At 49.1% G+C, this 18,391-nt stretch carries 20 protein-coding genes; all 20 read right to left on the bottom strand.

What is annotated here, in order from left to right:
• Window positions 1–22: 22 nt before the first annotated feature.
• The 20 genes from HP568_RS08910 to plsX all read right to left on the bottom strand — a co-directional run bounded on the left by HP568_RS08910 (window position 23) and on the right by plsX (window position 18,391).
• Complete coding sequence (locus HP568_RS08910) at window positions 23–799, bottom strand: ribonuclease HII (RefSeq protein WP_173628891.1); 777 nt, start codon at window positions 797–799, stop codon at window positions 23–25.
• A gap of 85 nt (window positions 800–884) precedes the next feature.
• Window positions 885–1,778 carry a ribosome biogenesis GTPase YlqF gene (gene ylqF / locus HP568_RS08905; RefSeq protein WP_173628890.1) on the bottom strand — a complete coding sequence of 298 codons (894 nt, stop codon included), beginning with the start codon at window positions 1,776–1,778 and terminating at the stop codon, window positions 885–887.
• Between the two features lie 28 nt (window positions 1,779–1,806).
• Entirely contained in the window at window positions 1,807–2,370 is a 564-nt protein-coding gene (gene lepB, locus HP568_RS08900) for a signal peptidase I (RefSeq protein ID WP_048033568.1), read from the bottom strand.
• 135 nt (window positions 2,371–2,505) lie between these two features.
• Entirely contained in the window at window positions 2,506–2,853 is a 348-nt protein-coding gene (gene rplS / locus HP568_RS08895) for a 50S ribosomal protein L19 (protein WP_015891886.1), read from the bottom strand.
• A 166-nt stretch (window positions 2,854–3,019) separates the two neighbouring features.
• On the bottom strand, window positions 3,020–3,751 hold the full coding sequence (gene trmD, locus HP568_RS08890; RefSeq protein WP_048033569.1) for a tRNA (guanosine(37)-N1)-methyltransferase TrmD: 732 nt from the start codon (window positions 3,749–3,751) through the stop codon (window positions 3,020–3,022).
• A gap of 14 nt (window positions 3,752–3,765) precedes the next feature.
• A complete protein-coding gene (gene rimM, locus HP568_RS08885) occupies window positions 3,766–4,293 on the bottom strand; it encodes a ribosome maturation factor RimM (protein ID WP_048033570.1) in 528 nt (175 codons plus the stop codon).
• Window positions 4,290–4,727 carry a YlqD family protein gene (locus HP568_RS08880; RefSeq protein ID WP_048035885.1) on the bottom strand — a complete coding sequence of 146 codons (438 nt, stop codon included), beginning with the start codon at window positions 4,725–4,727 and terminating at the stop codon, window positions 4,290–4,292. Before HP568_RS08880 ends, rimM begins: the two co-directional genes overlap by 4 nt.
• 86 nt (window positions 4,728–4,813) lie before the next feature.
• Window positions 4,814–5,041: a KH domain-containing protein gene (locus HP568_RS08875; RefSeq protein ID WP_007719711.1), complete on the bottom strand. Its 228-nt coding sequence runs from the start codon at window positions 5,039–5,041 to the stop codon at window positions 4,814–4,816.
• A 23-nt stretch (window positions 5,042–5,064) separates the two neighbouring features.
• Window positions 5,065–5,337: a 30S ribosomal protein S16 gene (rpsP, locus tag HP568_RS08870; RefSeq protein ID WP_047067992.1), complete on the bottom strand. Its 273-nt coding sequence runs from the start codon at window positions 5,335–5,337 to the stop codon at window positions 5,065–5,067.
• A 113-nt stretch (window positions 5,338–5,450) separates the two neighbouring features.
• Window positions 5,451–6,863, bottom strand: a complete 1,413-nt coding sequence (ffh, locus tag HP568_RS08865; RefSeq protein WP_048033571.1) for a signal recognition particle protein — start codon at window positions 6,861–6,863, stop codon at window positions 5,451–5,453.
• 10 nt (window positions 6,864–6,873) lie between these two features.
• Complete coding sequence (locus HP568_RS08860; RefSeq protein ID WP_048033572.1) at window positions 6,874–7,212, bottom strand: putative DNA-binding protein; 339 nt, start codon at window positions 7,210–7,212, stop codon at window positions 6,874–6,876.
• A 143-nt stretch (window positions 7,213–7,355) separates the two neighbouring features.
• The gene (gene ftsY / locus HP568_RS08855; protein WP_048033573.1) at window positions 7,356–8,363 is read right to left on the bottom strand and encodes a signal recognition particle-docking protein FtsY; all 1,008 of its coding nucleotides are present in this window, start codon (window positions 8,361–8,363) and stop codon (window positions 7,356–7,358) included.
• 45 nt (window positions 8,364–8,408) lie between these two features.
• Window positions 8,409–11,981 carry a chromosome segregation protein SMC gene (smc, locus tag HP568_RS08850; RefSeq protein ID WP_173628889.1) on the bottom strand — a complete coding sequence of 1,191 codons (3,573 nt, stop codon included), beginning with the start codon at window positions 11,979–11,981 and terminating at the stop codon, window positions 8,409–8,411.
• Between the two features lie 259 nt (window positions 11,982–12,240).
• Entirely contained in the window at window positions 12,241–12,927 is a 687-nt protein-coding gene (gene rnc / locus HP568_RS08845; RefSeq protein ID WP_026043146.1) for a ribonuclease III, read from the bottom strand.
• A 54-nt stretch (window positions 12,928–12,981) separates the two neighbouring features.
• Window positions 12,982–14,223: a beta-ketoacyl-ACP synthase II gene (fabF, locus tag HP568_RS08840; RefSeq protein WP_048033575.1), complete on the bottom strand. Its 1,242-nt coding sequence runs from the start codon at window positions 14,221–14,223 to the stop codon at window positions 12,982–12,984.
• Window positions 14,224–14,359: 136 nt separating this feature from the next.
• Window positions 14,360–14,593 carry an acyl carrier protein gene (acpP, locus tag HP568_RS08835; protein ID WP_005834336.1) on the bottom strand — a complete coding sequence of 78 codons (234 nt, stop codon included), beginning with the start codon at window positions 14,591–14,593 and terminating at the stop codon, window positions 14,360–14,362.
• 81 nt (window positions 14,594–14,674) lie between these two features.
• On the bottom strand, window positions 14,675–15,415 hold the full coding sequence (fabG, locus tag HP568_RS08830) for a 3-oxoacyl-[acyl-carrier-protein] reductase (protein WP_047068008.1): 741 nt from the start codon (window positions 15,413–15,415) through the stop codon (window positions 14,675–14,677).
• Entirely contained in the window at window positions 15,409–16,359 is a 951-nt protein-coding gene (fabD, locus tag HP568_RS08825; protein WP_048033576.1) for an ACP S-malonyltransferase, read from the bottom strand. The genes fabG and fabD overlap by 7 nt, the downstream gene beginning before the upstream one ends.
• A gap of 2 nt (window positions 16,360–16,361) precedes the next feature.
• Complete coding sequence (locus tag HP568_RS08820) at window positions 16,362–17,378, bottom strand: beta-ketoacyl-ACP synthase III (RefSeq protein ID WP_048035886.1); 1,017 nt, start codon at window positions 17,376–17,378, stop codon at window positions 16,362–16,364.
• Between the two features lie 5 nt (window positions 17,379–17,383).
• Complete coding sequence (gene plsX, locus HP568_RS08815) at window positions 17,384–18,391, bottom strand: phosphate acyltransferase PlsX (RefSeq protein WP_017249375.1); 1,008 nt, start codon at window positions 18,389–18,391, stop codon at window positions 17,384–17,386.

Below are 18,391 nucleotides of genomic sequence, written 5' to 3'. Positions count from 1 at the left end.
GCTCGTATGTTACTAGCACTTTTTAGGCGTGTTCTTTTACGCCAGTGAATGTCTTGCGATGAATCGGCGTTGGTCCAAATCGAGCGATTGCTGCCAGATGCTCAGGGGTGCCGTAGCCTGCGTGTTTGTCAAAACCATAGGCTGGATATTGTTCGGCATACTGGGCCATCAATCGATCACGGGTAACCTTCGCTACAATCGATGCGGCTGCAATCGAAACGCTCTTGGCATCTCCACCGATAATCGGAACCTGCTCGCAATCCATTCCGGTTAGCTGCACGGCGTCAATCAATAAAGCATCTGGAGATTGACCCGCCTGTTGGATCGCCAGCTTCATTGCTTCTTTTGTAGCAGCTAATATATTGATCGCATCGATTCTTGCTGCATCGACAATTCCGATTCCCACAGCAAGTGCATCTCTTTGAATGATTTCGCAAAAAGCTTCCCGAGTGGATACGGGTATTTTCTTCGAGTCATTCAGGCCTGGCAAGTAAAAATCCTTGGGCAGACACACGGCACACGCAACAACTGGGCCAGCCAAAGGACCTCTTCCGACCTCATCTACCCCGAATATGTACTGATGCCCCTTCTCATACATAGCTTTCTCATAGACGGTCATGTCAGCCCACATCTGTGCGAGCTTTTCTTGACGTGCAATCGCTGCTTCCGCCTGCTTCGCCAGAGTCTGTACACCTGCTCTTTTATCTTCTTTCAGCAATTGTAAAAAATCTTTGGGTACCTCGTCCAACTTTTCCATCGTCACTCGTATTTCTTTTATCGACATATCCGCTAGATTCATTGACTCATTTCTCCTTACCGATCCTCATAGTAAAAAACCTGCCTACCGTATATGTCGATAGACAGGTTTTTGATGACTGGAAAGCTTATTCTGGAAAAGATACTGGCTTACCAATCGGTTCGTCCATTTCCCAGTCAATCGGGCGCTCGACAGAGATCGTTCCCAGCTTGCCGGAACGCAGCTCACGCAAGAAAATTTCCGCCGCCTTGTCGTAGTCGATATTTCCGCCAGAAATGAGACATCCGCGCTTCTTCCCGATTTCTTCGAGCATTTCTACTCGATCCTCAGGCAGTTCTTTTAGCTTGAAACGTTCGATCAGGCGTTCCGGATAGTAGTGCATCATGTAGCTAATGACAAATAATGCTACCTCCGTAAAATCGATGAGCTCGTCTTTAATTGCCCCACTTGCTGCCAATCGCAGACCTACCATTTGATCTTCAAATTTCGGCCAAAGAATACCAGGCGTATCGAGAAGCTCCAGTGTATCGCCCATTTTCACCCATTGTTGCGCCTTGGTTACCGCCGGGCGATCACCTGTTGCCGCTACCGAGCGCTTGGACAAGCGGTTAATGAGGGAAGACTTGCCGACATTGGGGATTCCCAAGATCATGATGCGGATGGCACGACCTTGCATCCCCCGCTCACTGCGCTTTGCCAGCATGTCAGCAGCTAGCTCCTTACACATTTCTGGCAGCTTGTTTACACCTTTTCCACTCAGGGCATCAATCGTCAATGTGCGAATGCCTTGTTTGCGAAAATAAGCAATCCACTCATCTGTTGCCCGATCATCCGCCAAATCTGCTTTGTTAAGTAATATCAAACGTGGTTTATCACTGACAATCTCGTCAATCATCGGATTACGGCTGGAAAGCGGCAGACGTGCATCGAGAAGTTCAATGACTACATCGATTAACTTCAGCTTTTCCGTTACTTGACGACGTGCTTTAGCCATATGGCCAGGAAACCATTGGATCGTCATGATGTCTCACCTACCTTGAAGCTTTACGTTATCTTGTCAAGCGAATTCCCGCAACCGGCCAAAAAGTAAATTCAGCTCTACCAACAACCGTACTGACGGCAACAGGACCGATGGCTCTGCTGTCATGACTGTTCAACCTATTGTCGCCCATCACAAAGATATGGTCTGCTGGTATTTGGACCGGGGGAAAATCGTGGGTAAAGAACGGCTCTCCCTGCTGCTTCGCTTGTTCTCTTAATTGTGCAAGATACGGTTCCTCTACTACTTTGTCATTGACCAGCAGTTGATCGCTTTTGACCTCTACTGTATCACCCTCAACAGCAATGACTCTCTTGATGTAATCCCGTTCCTTTTCAGCATGGAACACGATGATTTCACCAGGCTTCGGATCTTGCAAAAAGTAAATCGCCTTGTTTACCACTAATTTTTCGCTGTTATGTAAGGTACTTTCCATGGATTCGCCTTCTACAATAAACGGGGCGAACAAAAAGGTACGAATGAGAAACGCCAAGACTAAAGCAATCCCAAGTGCCTTTATCCATTCCCATAGTTCATTTTTCTTCTTATGACTGGAGGTAATTTCTTCGCTCATGACTTACGATCCTCCCATGAAAGCTCGTCCAACCTTAGCTGTAACATATGTCAAGATGAACTATTTTATTTCAAGATCGTTAAATGGAAAAAAGAGGCCTGGCAAGCAGGCCAGTCCTCTTTCTAAGCATTACGCTTATCGACGAATTTCTTTAATACGAGCTGCTTTACCTACGCGATCGCGCAGATAGTACAGTTTCGCACGACGTACTTTACCATGACGCACGATTTCGATCTTGTCGATCTTAGGCGTGTGTACTGGGAATGTACGCTCAACACCTACGCCGTAAGAAATCTTACGAGCTGTAAATGTTTCGCTGATACCTGTACCGCGACGGCGAATGCATACGCCTTCGAACAGCTGGATACGCTCACGCTGACCCTCGATAACCTTAACGTGTACACGAACAGTGTCACCAGGTCGGAACGCAGGAATGTCCTGTTTCAATTGCGCTTTTTCCAGTTCACGGATAATTTGGTTCATTTGAATTTCCTCCTTCCGATAGACGTTCTTACTCGTCTAACCCATAGGTCCAGCCGCTTGGCTGCGTTACGAGTAGCGGACCGCCTTAGTCAGCGGGCAAAATTGCCACAAGAAGTATATTAACACAGCGGGCACAAAACTACAAGACTCTTCTCCTATTTGTTCCCTACTTTTTTTCCTGCTCCAATTCAGCCAATAGCTTTTTCATTTCATCTGTCAGGGCAAGCTTTTCCAATAAATCTGGACGTCTTGCTTTCGTTCGACGGAGCGATTCTTTTAACCGCCAGCTTTCAATATTGGCGTGGTGCCCTGACAACAGTACATCTGGCACTTTCCAGCCGCGAAACTCAGCCGGTCTTGTGTAATGAGGGTATTCGAGCAGTCCTGTTGAAAAGGAATCCTCAACAGCTGACGTCTGGTTTCCCAACGCCCCTGGTTGCAAACGAACGACACTGTCAATGACCACCATCGCCGCAAGCTCTCCCCCAGTCAGGACATAGTCGCCAATCGAGACCTCATCTGTGACAAGATGCTCCCGAATTCGCTCGTCGTACCCTTCATAATGACCGCAAATGAAGACGAGGTGCTCTTCTTGTGCTAACTCTTCTGCAAGCTTCTGATGATAAGGCACACCCTGAGGACACATCAGAATCACTCGGGGTTTTTTCTCTCCCGTCAAGGCTTCTACGGCCCGGAACAAAGGCTCTGGCTTCAACACCATTCCTCCGCCACCGCCATAAGGGGTGTCGTCTACCGTACCGTGTTTGCTCTCAGAGAAATCGCGAAAATTGGTGACGTGAAAATCAACCAGTTCTTTTTCGCTTGCCTTCCCCAAAATACTGCTGGATAAAACACCTGTAAACATTTCGGGAAAGAGCGTAAAAATATCGATCCGCATCTGAAAGTTCCTCCCTACAGCAAGCCTTCCATCAGATGGCAGACCACACGTTTGTTCGCGATGTCCACTTCCTTGATGCACTCATCGATATAAGGCAGCAAGATTTCTCCGCGTTTTCCCTTCACTACCCACACATCGTTTGCTCCTGGCTGCATGACATCCACGATTTTCCCCAGTTCTTCGCCCTCGTCCGTTACGACAACGCAGCCGACGAGCTGATGAATGTAGAACTCGTCCTCTTCTAATTCCATCAGCGCTTCTTCTGGAATTTTCAACTCTCCGCCCTTGTACTTTTCGATATCGTTAATATGCTCATAGCCTTGAAAGCTCACAATCTCAAAATTTTTATGCGAGCGACGAGAAGCGATTTTCAATTTGAGCGGCTCACTGAGTGTCGGATGGAACAGGTACAGCTCATTTCCTTTGCGAAAACGCTGATCTGGAAAGTCAGTCGTTGGTGTTACACGTACTTCACCACGCAGACCATGCGTATTAACCAGTTTGCCTACTCCGTAAAAACTATTTTGGCTCAACGTGTTCATTCCTCCTTTTCTTTGTTCCCATTATTCTTTTGTAGCCGAATCTCATGTACCAGGCCATCTTTTATCATGATTTCCGTTCCGGACATCATTTCATCCCATACATCGCCCTCTTGAATCGTGACAGGGCTTTGAACAGTCTGGTAATCGATCTCGCTTCCCTCTGGGAGATTTTCTACCTGCTGGAGGGTATATGTCAGGTGATCTATCTTTTCCTTGCGTCGACGCTCTTCCTGCGCGATTTTTTCCTGCGCCAACGCATATGTATCCGCAGACTTTTTCTTCGCCTCGGTTAATAGCTTTTTCGATTGAAACTGCCACTGCTCCCACTCTTTACGCTGCAAACGAAGCCGTTGGCTATACTGATCAATGAGAGCAGCCCGTGATGCTTCCGTAATAATCAGTTTAACCTGTACCGTCCGAAATATAGTAAGCACCTTCGCCACTCCTTTCGGAAAAACCATCATGGTTTATGAGCATCTTGGATACTAGAAAAAAGACTGGGAAAGCTCCCAGCCTTTTCTCATACAATTTCAACCGTGACACGCTTGTCCGTTTCCACGGATGCGGCGATCACGACCGTGCGCAGGGCTTTCGCGATTCGACCTTGCTTGCCGATGATCTTCCCCATATCATCAGGGTGCACCGACAATTCAAAGACGAGAGTTCGCTCTTTGTCCACTGCGTTAACACGAACCTCATTCGGATGATCGACGAGAGCTTTAGCGATCGTTTCGACCAGCGCTTTCATCATCAAACCTCCAGATGACCGACTTATTTGCCGTATTTGGTTTCGTGTACTTTTGCGAGTACGCCTTCTTTGGAGAGAAGGTTACGAACGGTGTCAGTTGGAGCTGCACCATTCAGGATCCATTGTACCGCTTTGTCGGTATCAATTTTCACCACTGCCGGTTGAGCAACCGGATTGTAGTAACCGATTTCTTCAATGAAACGGCCATCGCGTGGGGAACGGGAGTCAGCTACTACTACACGGTAGAAAGGAGCTTTCTTGGAACCCATACGCTTCAGACGGATTTTTACTGCCATGTTGTGTCACCTCCTGTATTAATCAACGCTAGAAGAGCATCTGCGTTGGTGCTACTATATCTGAACCATCGCGGCCAACTGACAAGTCAGTGTCGCGAAGAGATCATGCCTACTTACTTGAACGGTGGCTTGAAATTAAAGGGGAAATTCATCCCGCCCTGATTGTTGCCTCCGCCTTTTCCCATGAAAGGTAATCCGAAGCCTTTTTTCTTCGACTTCTTGACCATCTTGTCGGCAGCGCCTGAGAATTGCTTCATCATCTTTTTCATTTCCTCGAACTGCTTGAGGAAACGATTGACTTCTTGAATACTCGTTCCGCTTCCGCTTGCGATGCGCTTGCGACGGCTGGCATTCAATAAATCTGGATTCGCGCGCTCTTGTTTGGTCATGGATTTGGCGATCGCTTCAACGCGGGCAATCTGCTTTTCATCCACGTTCATTTTGCCCTTCATCTTGTTCATTCCTGGCAGCATGCCGAGAATGTCTTCAAAAGGACCCAGGTTGCGAAGCTGCTGCATGGAGTCCAGGAACATGTCGAAGGTAAACTCACCTTGACGCATTTGGCGTTCCATATCGCGTGCTTTGTCTTCATCCACGGATGCCTGTGCTTTTTCGATCAGGCTAAGTACGTCCCCCATACCTAAAATACGGGAGGCCATACGATCCGGATGGAACGGCTCGAGCGCATCCAGCTTTTCACCCATCGCCGCGAATTTGATCGGCTTGCCAGTGACAGCTTTGACGGACAGTGCCGCACCGCCTCGGGTATCACCGTCGAGCTTCGTGAGAACCACACCAGTCAGTTCGAGCTGGCTGTTAAAGCTCTCTGCTACATTGACGGCATCTTGACCTGTCATCGCATCCACGACGAGCAAAATCTCATCGGGCTTGGTTACCTCGCGAATCTGCTTCAACTCGTCCATCAGCGCTTCGTCAATATGCAGGCGACCTGCGGTATCGATGAGGACTACGTCGAGATGATTCGTCTTCGCGTGTTCAATCGCTTGGCGAGCGATATCGACAGGACTGACTTGATCACCGAGAGTAAAGACGGGAACATTGAGTTGCTCCCCTAAAACCTGAAGCTGCTTGATCGCAGCAGGACGGTAAATGTCTCCCGCTACCAGAAGCGGCTTGCGGTTTTGCTTTTGCAAGTACTTGGCCAGCTTACCGGTTGTGGTTGTTTTACCTGCCCCTTGCAGACCTGCCATCATGATGACGGTCGGCGGACGGTGCGCCATCGTGAGCTGAGCGACGTTGCCACCCATCAGAGCGACCAGCTCTTCATTCACGATCTTGATCACCATTTGACCAGGCGTCAAGCTTTTCATGACTTCCTGACCGACTGCGCGCTCCTTGACACGAGCAACGAAGTCTTTTACTACTTTAAAGTTAACGTCTGCTTCCAGCAGGGCCAGACGAACTTCACGCATCGCTTCATTCACGATGGTCTCGTCTATTTTCCCTCTGCCGCGCAGTTTGTCAAACGCGTTTTGCAGCCGATTGGCTAAGCTCTCAAACGCCATGCGAGCCCTCCTAATCCATCTCTGACAGTTGGTGGAGCAAAGTGTTCAGCTCGTCTCTTGTCTCGCTCTCCGAAAGCTCACTTACAAGTTCGTTCATGCGATTCAACACGTCCATGCGCTTTTCATGACGCTCAGCGAGGCGAAGCTTCTGATCGTATTCAAACAGTTGCTTCTCTGCCCGCTTGATATGATCATAAACAGCTTGGCGGCTGACCTCATGCATCTCGGCAATTTCTCCGAGCGATAAATCGTCCAGATAATACAGCTCAAGATATTCTCGCTGCTTGCCCTTGAGTAGCGGCGCGTAAAAGTCAAACAAGAGATTGACTTGATTGGTCTTTTCTAACATGAAACCAATCCTTTGCTATGAGGTACTCGTTTCAAACTGTAAAGACTTTTTCTTTACAGCACGTAGATTATAGTACCTAATTCCACACCTAGTGTCAAGGTTTTTTATTGACATCATTTTTTTATATCGGAAACACTATATTTTTACGCGTTTTCTTGCTCTTCCGTTTCATCTTTTTGGATCAATCCAGCAAATAATGCATGAACAAATTGCTCGGGATCAAACTGTTGCAGGTCATCCATTTTTTCACCCAAACCGACGTATTTCACCGGAATGTTCAGCTCGTTGCGGATCGCGATGACGATACCGCCCTTTGCTGTCCCATCCAGCTTGGTCAGGACTAAACCTGTTACACCAGCAGACTGTCCAAACGTTTTCGCCTGCGAAAGCGCATTTTGCCCAGTCGTAGCATCCAAAACTAGCAAGACCTCGTGCGGAGCTCCTGGCAATTCGCGTTGCAATACGCGGTGAACCTTCGCCAGCTCTTCCATGAGATTGACTTTGTTTTGCAAGCGTCCTGCCGTATCGCACAAGAGCACATCGACCTGTCGGGATTTCGCTGCCTGAATCGCATCGTAGATCACTGCAGCCGGATCAGAGCCTTGCTGCTGCTTGATTACGTCAACTCCTACACGCTCTCCCCAGACTTCCAACTGTTCAATCGCTGCTGCACGGAAAGTGTCGCCTGCTGCCAACAGCACTTTTTTATTTTGCTGCTTGAACATATGCGCCATTTTACCGATCGTGGTCGTTTTCCCCACTCCGTTTACCCCTACGAACAAAATGACGTTCAGACGACCGTCCTCTACGTTCAGAGTCGTATCCGCAGCAGCATCATTTTTCAAAAGGGCAACCAGTTTTTCTGAGAGAATCGGCTGCAAGTCGATCGCATTCTCGATTTTTTGCTTGCGCACTTCTGTCCGCAGGTCGTCAATGAGCTCCATTACGGTATTGACTCCCACATCGGACGTAATCAAAATTTCCTCTAGTTCATCGAAAAAGTCATCGTCGATCTTTTTGTAGCGACGTACCAGATCCTCTACTTTTTCTACTAGCAGGTCTCTCGTTTTAGCCAAACCATCCGTAAACTTCTGGGTGACCTCTTCGGACTTTTGGACAATAGCATCACGAAGGCGCTTGAAAAAACTCATGTTCATCTTCCTTTGCGGGTAGTATCAATTGAATGGCAAATCCGTTTAAGAGGCTGATTCGATAAACTTGTCACTGTCCTCCAGCTTCACAGAGACGAGTTTGGACACGCCGCCCTCTTGCATCGTGATACCGTATAGCACGTCTGCGCTCTCCATGGTGCCTTTTCTGTGCGTGACGCAAATAAACTGCGTCTGGTTGCTGAAATGGTGCATGTACTCGGCGAAACGGTTAACGTTTGCCTCATCCAAAGCCGCTTCTACCTCGTCCAATACACAGAATGGCACTGGCTTCACACGCAGGATGGCAAATAGCAAGGCCATGGCTGTCAAAGCACGTTCGCCCCCGGATAAGAGCGCAAGATTTTGCAGCTTCTTGCCAGGTGGCTGGGCCACGATATCGATGCCCGTCTCAAGCAGGTTATCTGGGTTCGAGAGCACTAGATCTGCGCGTCCTCCGCCAAACAGTTGGACAAACACGTCGCGGAACTGCTCCGAGATTGCATCAAATGTTTCTTTAAAGCGGCGCGACATCTCTGCGTCCATTTCTTGGATCACTTGATAGAGCATGTCCTTTGCTTCATTCAAATCAGCTTCCTGCGAGCTTAAAAACTGCTGACGCTCGGACAAGCGCTCATATTCCTCAATCGCGCCAAGATTCACAGTGCCAAGTGCCCCAATCTGCTTTTTGAGACGATTGACCACTTGTGTCTCTTCCTGAATCTCGCCACGTGCCGGATATTTTTGCTTCGCCAGGTCGTAGCTCATTTCGTATTCTTCGGAGAGTTTATTCAACAGATGATCGAGCTCTACCTCGTTACGGTTGACCTTCACTTCTTCCTGATGAAGCTTTTCCTCGAGCGATTTGACCTCGCGGCGGATTTCCTTCACCTGCTGTTCCACTTGCTCCTGTTTATAAAAGAGCGTCGCCCGCTCACTTCGCCGTTCTTGAATCAAGCCAGCCACACGGTCTTTATCCTGACGCAATTCGCTAATGCGCTGATCCAGCTCAAGCCCGGACGATTCGTTCGTACGCTCCAGCTCATCAAGAGATGCCAAGTTCGCGTTTTGTTCTTCCCATTCGCGCTGTAATTGGCTTTTTTGCTCCAGCAAACGCTCTGTTTGCTCCAAGCGTGATTGATACTCTTGCTTGACCTGCGCATTCAGTACTTTGAGACTTGTTATTTTTTGATTCATTTCTTCTTTGGATTCGAGCTGCTCTTGGCGTTTCGCCTCTGCTTCTGCGATCTGCGCACCGAGCTCTTTTTCCTCTTGCTCCATGGCAGCCAAAGAGGCTTGCAGCTGCTCTTGCTTGCGTTTGGCTTCTTCCATCTCACGGCGATAGCCTTCAATATCTTGTTCAACAAGCTTTGCTCGCTCGCCCAAGGATCTGCCTTCCGATTCTTTTTGCTGCAAGAGCCCTTTTACTTCCTGTTCTTTCAATCGCAGACTTTCGCCTTCAGTACGTAGAGATTCTTGCTCCTGCTGCATTTGCGCCAGGTCCTTCGTTAATTGCTCCATAAGGGTAGTATGCCCAGAAATTGCCTGGTCGATTTCTACCAGCTGCGCTTCCAGCTCTTCTGATTGACGGTTGCGTCCAAGCAGGTTCGTGCTGTTCTTTTTCAAGGCCCCCCCTGTCATGGAGCCACCCGCATTCACGATATCGCCTTCCAGGGTCACGACTCGATAGCGGTAGCCAAGCGTACGGGCCACACGGTTTGCCTGCTCCAGCTTTTCCGTAATAATGACATTGCCCAATAGACTTTCGAGGATGGGTCGGTACGTTTCCTCAAAGGTCACGAGCTCACTCGCAATTCCGACGACTCCACTCTCCGCCTCCAACTGGCGCTTATCGCTTGCCTGCAAGGTGCGAGGACGGATGACATCGAGCGGTAGAAATGTTGCCCTACCCGCATTGTGCTGCTTCAAGTGAGCAATGGCTGCACGACCGGATGCTTCGTTGTCCACGACGACGTTTTGCAGTGCGCCACCCAGTGCGACTTCCATCGCTGTCTCGAATTGCTGTGGCACGACAACGAGCTCAGCGACCGCTCCATGAATTCCTTTGAAGCCCCGCTCGCGTGCTTTCAAAATTTCTTTTACACCTTGCTGAAACCCTGCGAACTCCGACTGCATTTCTTTTAACAGGTCAAAACGCGACTTCGCTGCTTCCCGCTTTTGTTCCCAGTGGCGCAGCTCTCGACGGGCTGTTTCAAGGCGGGCTTGTCCTTCGCGCATGCCCTCGACCAATTCCTTGTATCTGACGCCAGTTTCTTGAATGGTAGAAACGATCTTCTCTAATTGATCTTGGAGTTGGCTCAACTGAGCTAGACGCTGCTCTTCTTCTTCATCGAGCTGTTTTTTTCCAGACATTTGACGTTCGACTCTGGCCTCGCTTGTCTTGAGAAGCTGCTCTTGATGGCGATTTTCGTTGCGCAGATTCGCCATTTCGTTGAGCTTTTCGAAGTAATCACTCTTCAAACGCTCGACATCATCTGTCAGTGATTGCACCATGGAAAAAAATTGACCTTCTGCTTCTTGCAGCGAAGCGTGGGCTTCTGTCATGCGGCGATCCGCTTCCTTGGCCCTCTCTTGTTCTTCAGCCAGTTCGGCCTCAAGACCGTGCTGCTTCTCAGTAATCCGATGCATCTGCTCCATCGTCTGCTGACGATTCGCATTGAGATTGCGCATACGCTCCCGCAATACCTCACGTTGTCCTTCGACTTTCTCGGTCTCTTCACTGACTGTCAAAAGCACTTGTTGCAGTTCTTCGATAGATTGGTCGATTTGGGTGACATGAAAACGCTCCTGCTCCAAATCAGCCTCTTGCTTGGATGCTTCAGTCGTCTGTCCGATTAACAGATGCTTGAGTTCCTCTACGCGTCCTGTGGCTGCTTCCCACTTCGTATGAGCTGCTTCAATTTGCTGCACGTAAAGAGCTACTTCATGCTCAACCAGCCGACGATGGAGCTCCTTGTACGTCTTGGCTGTTTCTGCCTGCTCCTGCAAAGGTCCGATCTGCTCCGTAATTTCACTGACGATATCGTGAATACGCACCAGATTTTGCTCGGTGTCATCGAGCTTTTTCTCCGCCTCGCGCTTGCGTGTTTTGTATTTGACGATTCCGGCAGCTTCTTCAAATATTCCACGGCGATCTTCGGACTTGGTACTGAGAATTTCCTCAATTTTACCTTGACCGATAATGGAATACGCTTCTTTACCCAGCCCGGTATCCATGAACAGCTCCATGATGTCTTTTAGACGGCAGGATCTGTTGTTTATGTAGTACTCACTGTCACCAGAACGATACACCCTGCGGGTAACGGATACCTCCGAATATTCCACATCGAGCGAACGATCTGTATTGTCCAAGGTGAGTGTCACTTCTGCGAAATTCACTGGCTTGCGCTTGTCACTACCCGCGAAAATAATGTCTTCCATTTTCGCTCCACGCAACGACTTTGCGCTCTGTTCCCCCAGCACCCAGCGGATCGAATCAGAGACGTTACTTTTCCCACTTCCATTCGGTCCCACTACCGCTGTTACCCCTGGTACAAATTCCAATTCCGTGCGATCGGCAAAGGATTTGAATCCAGCCAGCTCCAGGCGTTTCAAATACATACGTACGGTCCTCCTTAAGAAACCATCCAGACTGCCTGCCAAACTGACAGACTTACAAACATGCAAGGATCGGATGGCACCCGAAAAGAAGCCCCTGCATCGAACAGGAGCTACCTACTACGAGCCTACATGGTCATCTGTAGGTAAGTGTATCATAGATAGCGGTCATCTCGCAGTATTTTCCCTATGTTTCCCACCCGAAAGAAAAAAGCTGCACCATCTTGTAGCAGATGATGCAGCCCTTCTCGCTGACGAGTGATTATTTATCCCCCAGCTTGACCAACGCTCGTGCAGCAGCTTGCTGTTCCGCTTCCTTTTTGGAGCGGCCAGAGCCGATGCCAAGCGAACGATTGTTCAAAAGCACCTCAGATACGAATTCTCGATTATGAGCTGGTCCTTTTTCTTCTACAATTCGGTAATGGATGTCTCCCAGATTGTCTTGTTGAACAAATTCCTGCAACTGGCTCTTGAAGTCTGTTACCTGGGCAAACTCTCCCTTGTCGATGCGCGGGTACACGTATTTTTCCATAAAGGAAAAGACTGCGTCCAACCCCTGATCCAAGTAAAGCGCACCTACAAACGCCTCAAAAACGTCCGCTAGCAAGGCTGGTCGCTGACGTCCACCTGTCAGCTCTTCCCCTTTTCCCAGCAATACGAGATCGCCAAAATTCAACAGTTCAGCAAACTTGACGAGAGAAGGTTCACAGACAATAGCTGCACGCAGCTTCGTCATTTCCCCTTCGCTCATCTTCGGAAAAGTTTTATACAAAAACTGGGAGACAGTCAACTCCAACACAGCATCCCCCAAAAACTCTAGCCGCTCATTGTCTGATATACGTTTGCCGCGTTGCTCGTTCACGTAGGAAGAATGGGTGAATGCCTGCCGCAAAACGCTTTCATCGCGAAAGCGAAAGCCTATCGTTTCTTGCAGCTGTGCAAAATTCATCACCCTCACCACCATTCCAGGAGACTGCCTACTTTTTCTATCAGTAGGGCTCATTTATGCTTCGTATCGCTTCAGGATTACCGTTGCGTTGTGACCGCCGAATCCAAATGTATTGGAAACAGCCACATTGACGGTCGCCTTGCGCGCATGGTTCGGAACATAGTCCAGATCACATTCTGGATCCGGGTTTTCCAAGTTAATTGTCGGAGGCAATACTTGATCACGCAGTGCATATGCCGTCGCGATTGCCTCGACTCCACCAGTAGCACCCAACAAATGGCCTGTCATCGATTTGGTCGAGCTGACAGCCAATTTGTATGCGTGCTCGCCAAACACACTCTTGATCGCTTGTGTTTCTGCGATATCTCCTTGGCCAGTAGAAGTACCATGTGCATTAATATATTGGACTTCCGTTGGGTCAACGCCAGCGTCTTTCAGTGCACTTGCCATGCAACGCGCTGCCCCTTCGCCACCAGGAGATGGAGAAGTAATATGGTGTGCATCTGCGCTCATCCCGTAGCCAATGACTTCCGCGATAATCGTTGCTCCACGTTTTTTCGCATGCTCGAGCTCTTCCAAGATCAGCACACCAGCACCTTCGCCCATTACGAAGCCATCTCGATCTTTGTCAAACGGACGACTCGCTTTTTGCGGGTCATCGTTTCTGGTGGACATCGCTTTCGCTGAGCAAAAGCCTGCAAATGCCATTGGACGCACGGTTGCTTCTGCTCCACCTGCGATCATGACATCTGCGTGATCGAACTGGATCAGACGCAGTGCATCACCGATTGCATTTGTACCTGTCGCACAAGCGGTAATCGCACTGGAAGTTGGTCCTTTTGCTCCGTATTGAATGGATACTGCACCAGACGCCATGTTCGCAATCAGCATCGGAATGAAGAATGGACTCACGCGACGCGGTCCTTTTTCCAACAATACGGAATGCTGTTCTTCCCATGTAGTCAGACCACCGATTCCGGACCCGATGTATACACCCACTCGTTCCGCATTTTCTGGCGTGATCTCCAGTTTTGCATCTTCTACAGCCATTTTGGCAGCAGCTAATCCAAACTGAACGAATCGGTCTGTACGTCGGATATCTTTCTTGTCCATATACTGCTCAGGATCGAAGTTTTTCACTTCGCCTGCAATTTGTGTTGGATAATCAGAAGCGTCAAAGGCAGCCACACGGTCAATGCCTGATTTTCCTTCCAGCAAGCTGTTCCAGAAAGTCTGTGCGTCATTCCCTACTGGAGAAACGACACCAACGCCAGTAATCACCACTCTGCGTTTCATTACAATCACCTCTATATGAAAGTCAGCAGTCAGCTTCTTATATTCACTGCTTGCAAAACGTGTATTTGTTTGGATTATGTACAGGTGACTATTGAAGGAGAAGTCCCGTATGGTACGGGACTTCCAACAGATCAACCTACTTGTGAGATTCTATGTATTTAACAACCTCACCAACAGAAGTGATCTTTTCAGCATCTTCGTCGGAAATCTCTAAATCAAACTCATCTTCGAGTTCCATTACGAGTTCAACCACATCCAGGGAGTCAGCGCCCAGGTCTTCTTTGAAAGAAGCTTCCAAAGTAATTTTGGACTCATCTACACCCAGACGATCGACGATGATTTTCTTCACACGCTCCAAAGTATCTGCCATCTTGCTTCACCCCCTCTCCCGTATTATAGTGGATGAGCTTTCAAAAAACCAGTTTTCAGAAAATGCTCGGTAGTTTTCTTCCTACATGTACATTCCGCCATCTACGTGCAGCGTCTGCCCTGTCATGTAGTTGGCTGCGTCGGATGCCAGGAATAGCACGACAGATGCGATATCATCTGTTTGTCCCAAGCGGGCAAGCGGAATTTGGCTTGTGAGCCCTGCTTTGACATCCTCCGGCAATACAGCAGTCATTTCTGTATCGATAAATCCTGGCGCAACAGCATTCACCGTGATATTACGGCTAGCCAGCTCGCGAGCAGCCGTCTTCGTCAAGCCAATAACTCCAGCTTTTGCCGCCACGTAGTTTGCTTGTCCAGCGTTCCCCAAAACACCTACCACAGAAGTGATGTTGATGATTTTGCCTGAACGCTGCTTCATCATTGGGCGTGTCGCTGCCTTGACGCAGTTGAATACACCCTTCAGATTCGTCGCAATAACATCGTCCCACTCGTCTTCTTTCATGCGCATGATCAGGTTGTCGCGAGTAATTCCCGCATTGTTCACGAGAATATCAATCGCACCAAAATGATCCAGGGCAGCTTTGAACATGTCGTTGACATCTTCCGTAGAAGAAACGTTTGCGCGAATCATGATGGCATCGCGGCCCATTTCCTTAATAAGCGCAACAGTCTCGCTCGCTGCCGCTTCACTACCTGCATAATTGACAACTACATTCGCGCCAGCTTCTGCCAGCTTCAATGCAATCGCACGCCCAATACCACGGGAAGCCCCTGTGACCAGTGCTGTCTTTCCTGTTAACATAGTATCCCTCCGTTCAAAAGCTCAGTAAGCGAATCCATATCCTGTACAGAGATAATTGTCGTATCCGCTGGTGCGATTTTCTTGATCAATCCAGCCAAAACTTTTCCTGGCCCGATTTCAACAAAAGTGGTCACGCCTGCTTCGACCATCCATTGCACAGAATCCTCCCACAAAACTGGAGCGGAAACTTGTTGAACCAATTGATCTACAATGATTGTAGCCTCAGACACCGGTCTAGCCGTTACGTTTGCCACAACAGGCACGGTCGCTTCTTGTACTGTAACGCCAGCTAAAACTGCTTGCAGTTTATCTGCTGCTGGCTGCATCAAGCTCGAGTGGAACGGACCGCTTACATTCAATGGAAGGACACGCTTTGCGCCCGCTTCCTTCGCTTTTTCACCGGCCAGCTTCACACCTTCAGCAGAACCAGAGATGACAATTTGCCCCGGGCAGTTTATGTTCGCTAATTGAACAGGATGTCCAGATGCTGTTACTTCTTCACAAACCGCATGCAGTGCCGCGCGATCCAAGTTCAAGACAGCGGCCATTGCACCTTGTCCAGCTGGAACTGCCTCTTCCATGAACTGACCACGAGCTCGCACTGTTTTGACTGCATCTGCAAAGGACAAGGCCCCGGCTGCAACCAAAGCAGAATACTCACCCAAACTGTGGCCCGCTACGAACGCAGGCTTATAGTCAGGCAACTTTTCGTTCAAAGCTGCCATAACAGCGATGCTTGCTGTCAAAATAGCTGGCTGTGTGTTTGCGGTCAGCTTCAATTCCTCTTCTGGTCCTTCAAAACAAAGTCCCGACAAGGAAAAGCCGAGCGCTTCATCAGCCTGCTCAAATATGTGACGGGCCGCTTCCGATTGTTCGGAGAGAGCTTGTCCCATTCCTACAAATTGTGAACCTTGCCCCGGAAAAACAAAGGCTATTTTCCCCATTCTTACTTGCTCCCTTCTACCGGAGTCGTGCACCACTTCAAGAGCGTCGCTCCCCAAGTCAAGCCGCCACCAAACCCAACCAGAATCAGGTTATCGCCTTCTTTTACGCGACCAGCCTTTACTGCTTCATCCAACGCTACTGGAATGGAAGCAGAAGACATGTTTCCATAGCGATCCAGGTTGATCGCAACTTTATCCTCAGACAGACCGAAACGCTGTACAGCGGAGTCGATGATGCGTTTGTTTGCCTGATGCGGTACCAACAGGTCGATCTCATCCTTCGATACGCCTGCTTTGGACAAGACAGCCTCTGTTGCTGAATTCATGACGCGAACAGCGAATTTGAAAACTTCTCCGCCTGTCATGTAGAGATAATGCAGTCCTTGTTCCACAGACTCAACAGATGCAGGCGTTCTGGAACCACCTGCTGGCAAGCACAAGAGGGACCCGCCTGACCCATCTGCCCCGAGCTCAAAGGACTGGAAGCCATAGCCCTCGGTAACTTCCCCGATAACAGCCGCACCCGCACCATCTCCGAACAACACACATGTATTTCGATCTTTGTAATTCGTAATTTTGGACAAGGTCTCAACGCCTACGACCAATACTTTTTTATACAAACCGTTTTGGATGAACTGAGTCGCTGTTGTAATTCCGTACAAAAAGCCTGTGCAAGCCGCGGAAAGATCCATCGCAGCGGCGCGTGTAGCACCCAGCTTTTCTTGCAGCAAGCAAGCAGTAGACGGGAAAGACATGTCAGGCGTTACGGTAGCGACAATGATCATATCCAGCTGTTCCGCGCTGATGTTTGCTTTTTCGAGCGCTTCTTTGGCAGCCTCGTAAGCCAAGTCGGAGGAAGCTTGCTCCGGTGAGCTAATGCGGCGTTCTCTGATTCCGGTACGGGAAACAATCCACTCATCAGAGGTTTCCACCATTTTCTCCAGATCAAAGTTCGTCAACACCCGCTCCGGGGTATAAGAGCCTGTAGACAAAATCCCTACTGAACGCTTTGCACTCATCTGCTTCACTCGCTTTCTCCCAAAGTATTTTTCTGTAATGATTGCTGGATAACCTCGTTCACGTCCTGCTGAATAAACCGCGTAGCACTGACGATCGCGTTTTTCATTGCACGCTCATTTGAGGAACCGTGGGCCTTGATCACTGGGGATTTCAATCCCAGCAAGGGAGCACCGCCGTATTCCGCATAATCCATTTTCTTTTTAAAGCGAACCAATCCCGGTTTCAGAATGGCCGCACCTAGCTTATTAATCAGGCTGGAAGTAAATTCCTGCTTCAACTGCGAAAAGATAGTGGAAGCAGCACCCTCTACGGCCTTTAACAAAACGTTCCCTACAAAGCCGTCGCATACGAGCACATCACAGGCTCCTTGCATAACATCGCGTGCTTCCACGTTTCCTACAAAGTTCAAGTCAGCTTCTTGAAGGAGAGGAAAAACTGCTTTCGTCAATTCGTTCCCTTTTCCTTCTTCCGTCCCGACATTCAGCAAGCCTACTGTCGGCCGCTCGAAGCCCAACACTTTTTCAGCATACAAGCTCCCCATCACTGCGTATTGTACAAGCTGATGCGGCTTGGCATCCATATTGGCTCCGACGTCCAGTGTCAGCGTTACTCGGCCTTTTGTATTCGGGATATAGGCACAAAGCGCAGGACGCTCGATTCCATCCATGCGACCTGCGTACAACAAGCCTGCTGTCATTAATGCACCCGTATTCCCAGCCGAGATCATCGCGTCAACTTTTTTCTCGCGCGCCATCTCAACTGCTACAACCAGCGAAGAATTTTTCTTACGCCGAACAGCTCGAACCGGTTCATCATCTGGCAAAATCACTTCCGCTGCAGGAACGATTTCAATGTTTGCCGGAATATCCTGCGGCAAGTGGTTCCGAATAGCCTGTTCATCTCCCACCAATACAACTGTAATGGCCGGGTTTTCCTTGATGGCAGCAAGCGCCCCTAAAACGGTACTCTTCGGTGCGTGATCGCCGCCCATCGCATCCACTGCAATTCGCAA

The sequence above is a fragment of the Brevibacillus sp. MS2.2 genome (assembly GCF_013284345.1).
Lineage (GTDB): Bacteria > Bacillota > Bacilli > Brevibacillales > Brevibacillaceae > Brevibacillus > Brevibacillus brevis_C.
This window is presented reverse-complemented; position numbering and strand designations above follow the sequence as displayed.

Coding starts and splice junctions, on each gene's coding strand:
- HP568_RS08910 (WP_173628891.1), bottom strand. CDS start 799: ATGAATCTAGCGGATATGTCGATAAAAGAAATACGAGTGACGATGGAA.
- ylqF (WP_173628890.1), bottom strand. CDS start 1,778: ATGACGATCCAATGGTTTCCTGGCCATATGGCTAAAGCACGTCGTCAA.
- lepB (WP_048033568.1), bottom strand. CDS start 2,370: ATGAGCGAAGAAATTACCTCCAGTCATAAGAAGAAAAATGAACTATGG.
- rplS (WP_015891886.1), bottom strand. CDS start 2,853: ATGAACCAAATTATCCGTGAACTGGAAAAAGCGCAATTGAAACAGGAC.
- trmD (WP_048033569.1), bottom strand. CDS start 3,751: ATGCGGATCGATATTTTTACGCTCTTTCCCGAAATGTTTACAGGTGTT.
- rimM (WP_048033570.1), bottom strand. CDS start 4,293: ATGAACACGTTGAGCCAAAATAGTTTTTACGGAGTAGGCAAACTGGTT.
- HP568_RS08875 (WP_007719711.1), bottom strand. CDS start 5,041: ATGAAAGCGCTGGTCGAAACGATCGCTAAAGCTCTCGTCGATCATCCG.
- rpsP (WP_047067992.1), bottom strand. CDS start 5,337: ATGGCAGTAAAAATCCGTCTGAAGCGTATGGGTTCCAAGAAAGCTCCT.
- ffh (WP_048033571.1), bottom strand. CDS start 6,863: ATGGCGTTTGAGAGCTTAGCCAATCGGCTGCAAAACGCGTTTGACAAA.
- HP568_RS08860 (WP_048033572.1), bottom strand. CDS start 7,212: ATGTTAGAAAAGACCAATCAAGTCAATCTCTTGTTTGACTTTTACGCG.
- ftsY (WP_048033573.1), bottom strand. CDS start 8,363: ATGAGTTTTTTCAAGCGCCTTCGTGATGCTATTGTCCAAAAGTCCGAA.
- smc (WP_173628889.1), bottom strand. CDS start 11,981: ATGTATTTGAAACGCCTGGAGCTGGCTGGATTCAAATCCTTTGCCGAT.
- rnc (WP_026043146.1), bottom strand. CDS start 12,927: ATGAATTTTGCACAGCTGCAAGAAACGATAGGCTTTCGCTTTCGCGAT.
- fabF (WP_048033575.1), bottom strand. CDS start 14,223: ATGAAACGCAGAGTGGTGATTACTGGCGTTGGTGTCGTTTCTCCAGTA.
- acpP (WP_005834336.1), bottom strand. CDS start 14,593: ATGGCAGATACTTTGGAGCGTGTGAAGAAAATCATCGTCGATCGTCTG.
- fabG (WP_047068008.1), bottom strand. CDS start 15,415: ATGTTAACAGGAAAGACAGCACTGGTCACAGGGGCTTCCCGTGGTATT.
- fabD (WP_048033576.1), bottom strand. CDS start 16,359: ATGGGGAAAATAGCCTTTGTTTTTCCGGGGCAAGGTTCACAATTTGTA.
- HP568_RS08820 (WP_048035886.1), bottom strand. CDS start 17,378: ATGAGTGCAAAGCGTTCAGTAGGGATTTTGTCTACAGGCTCTTATACC.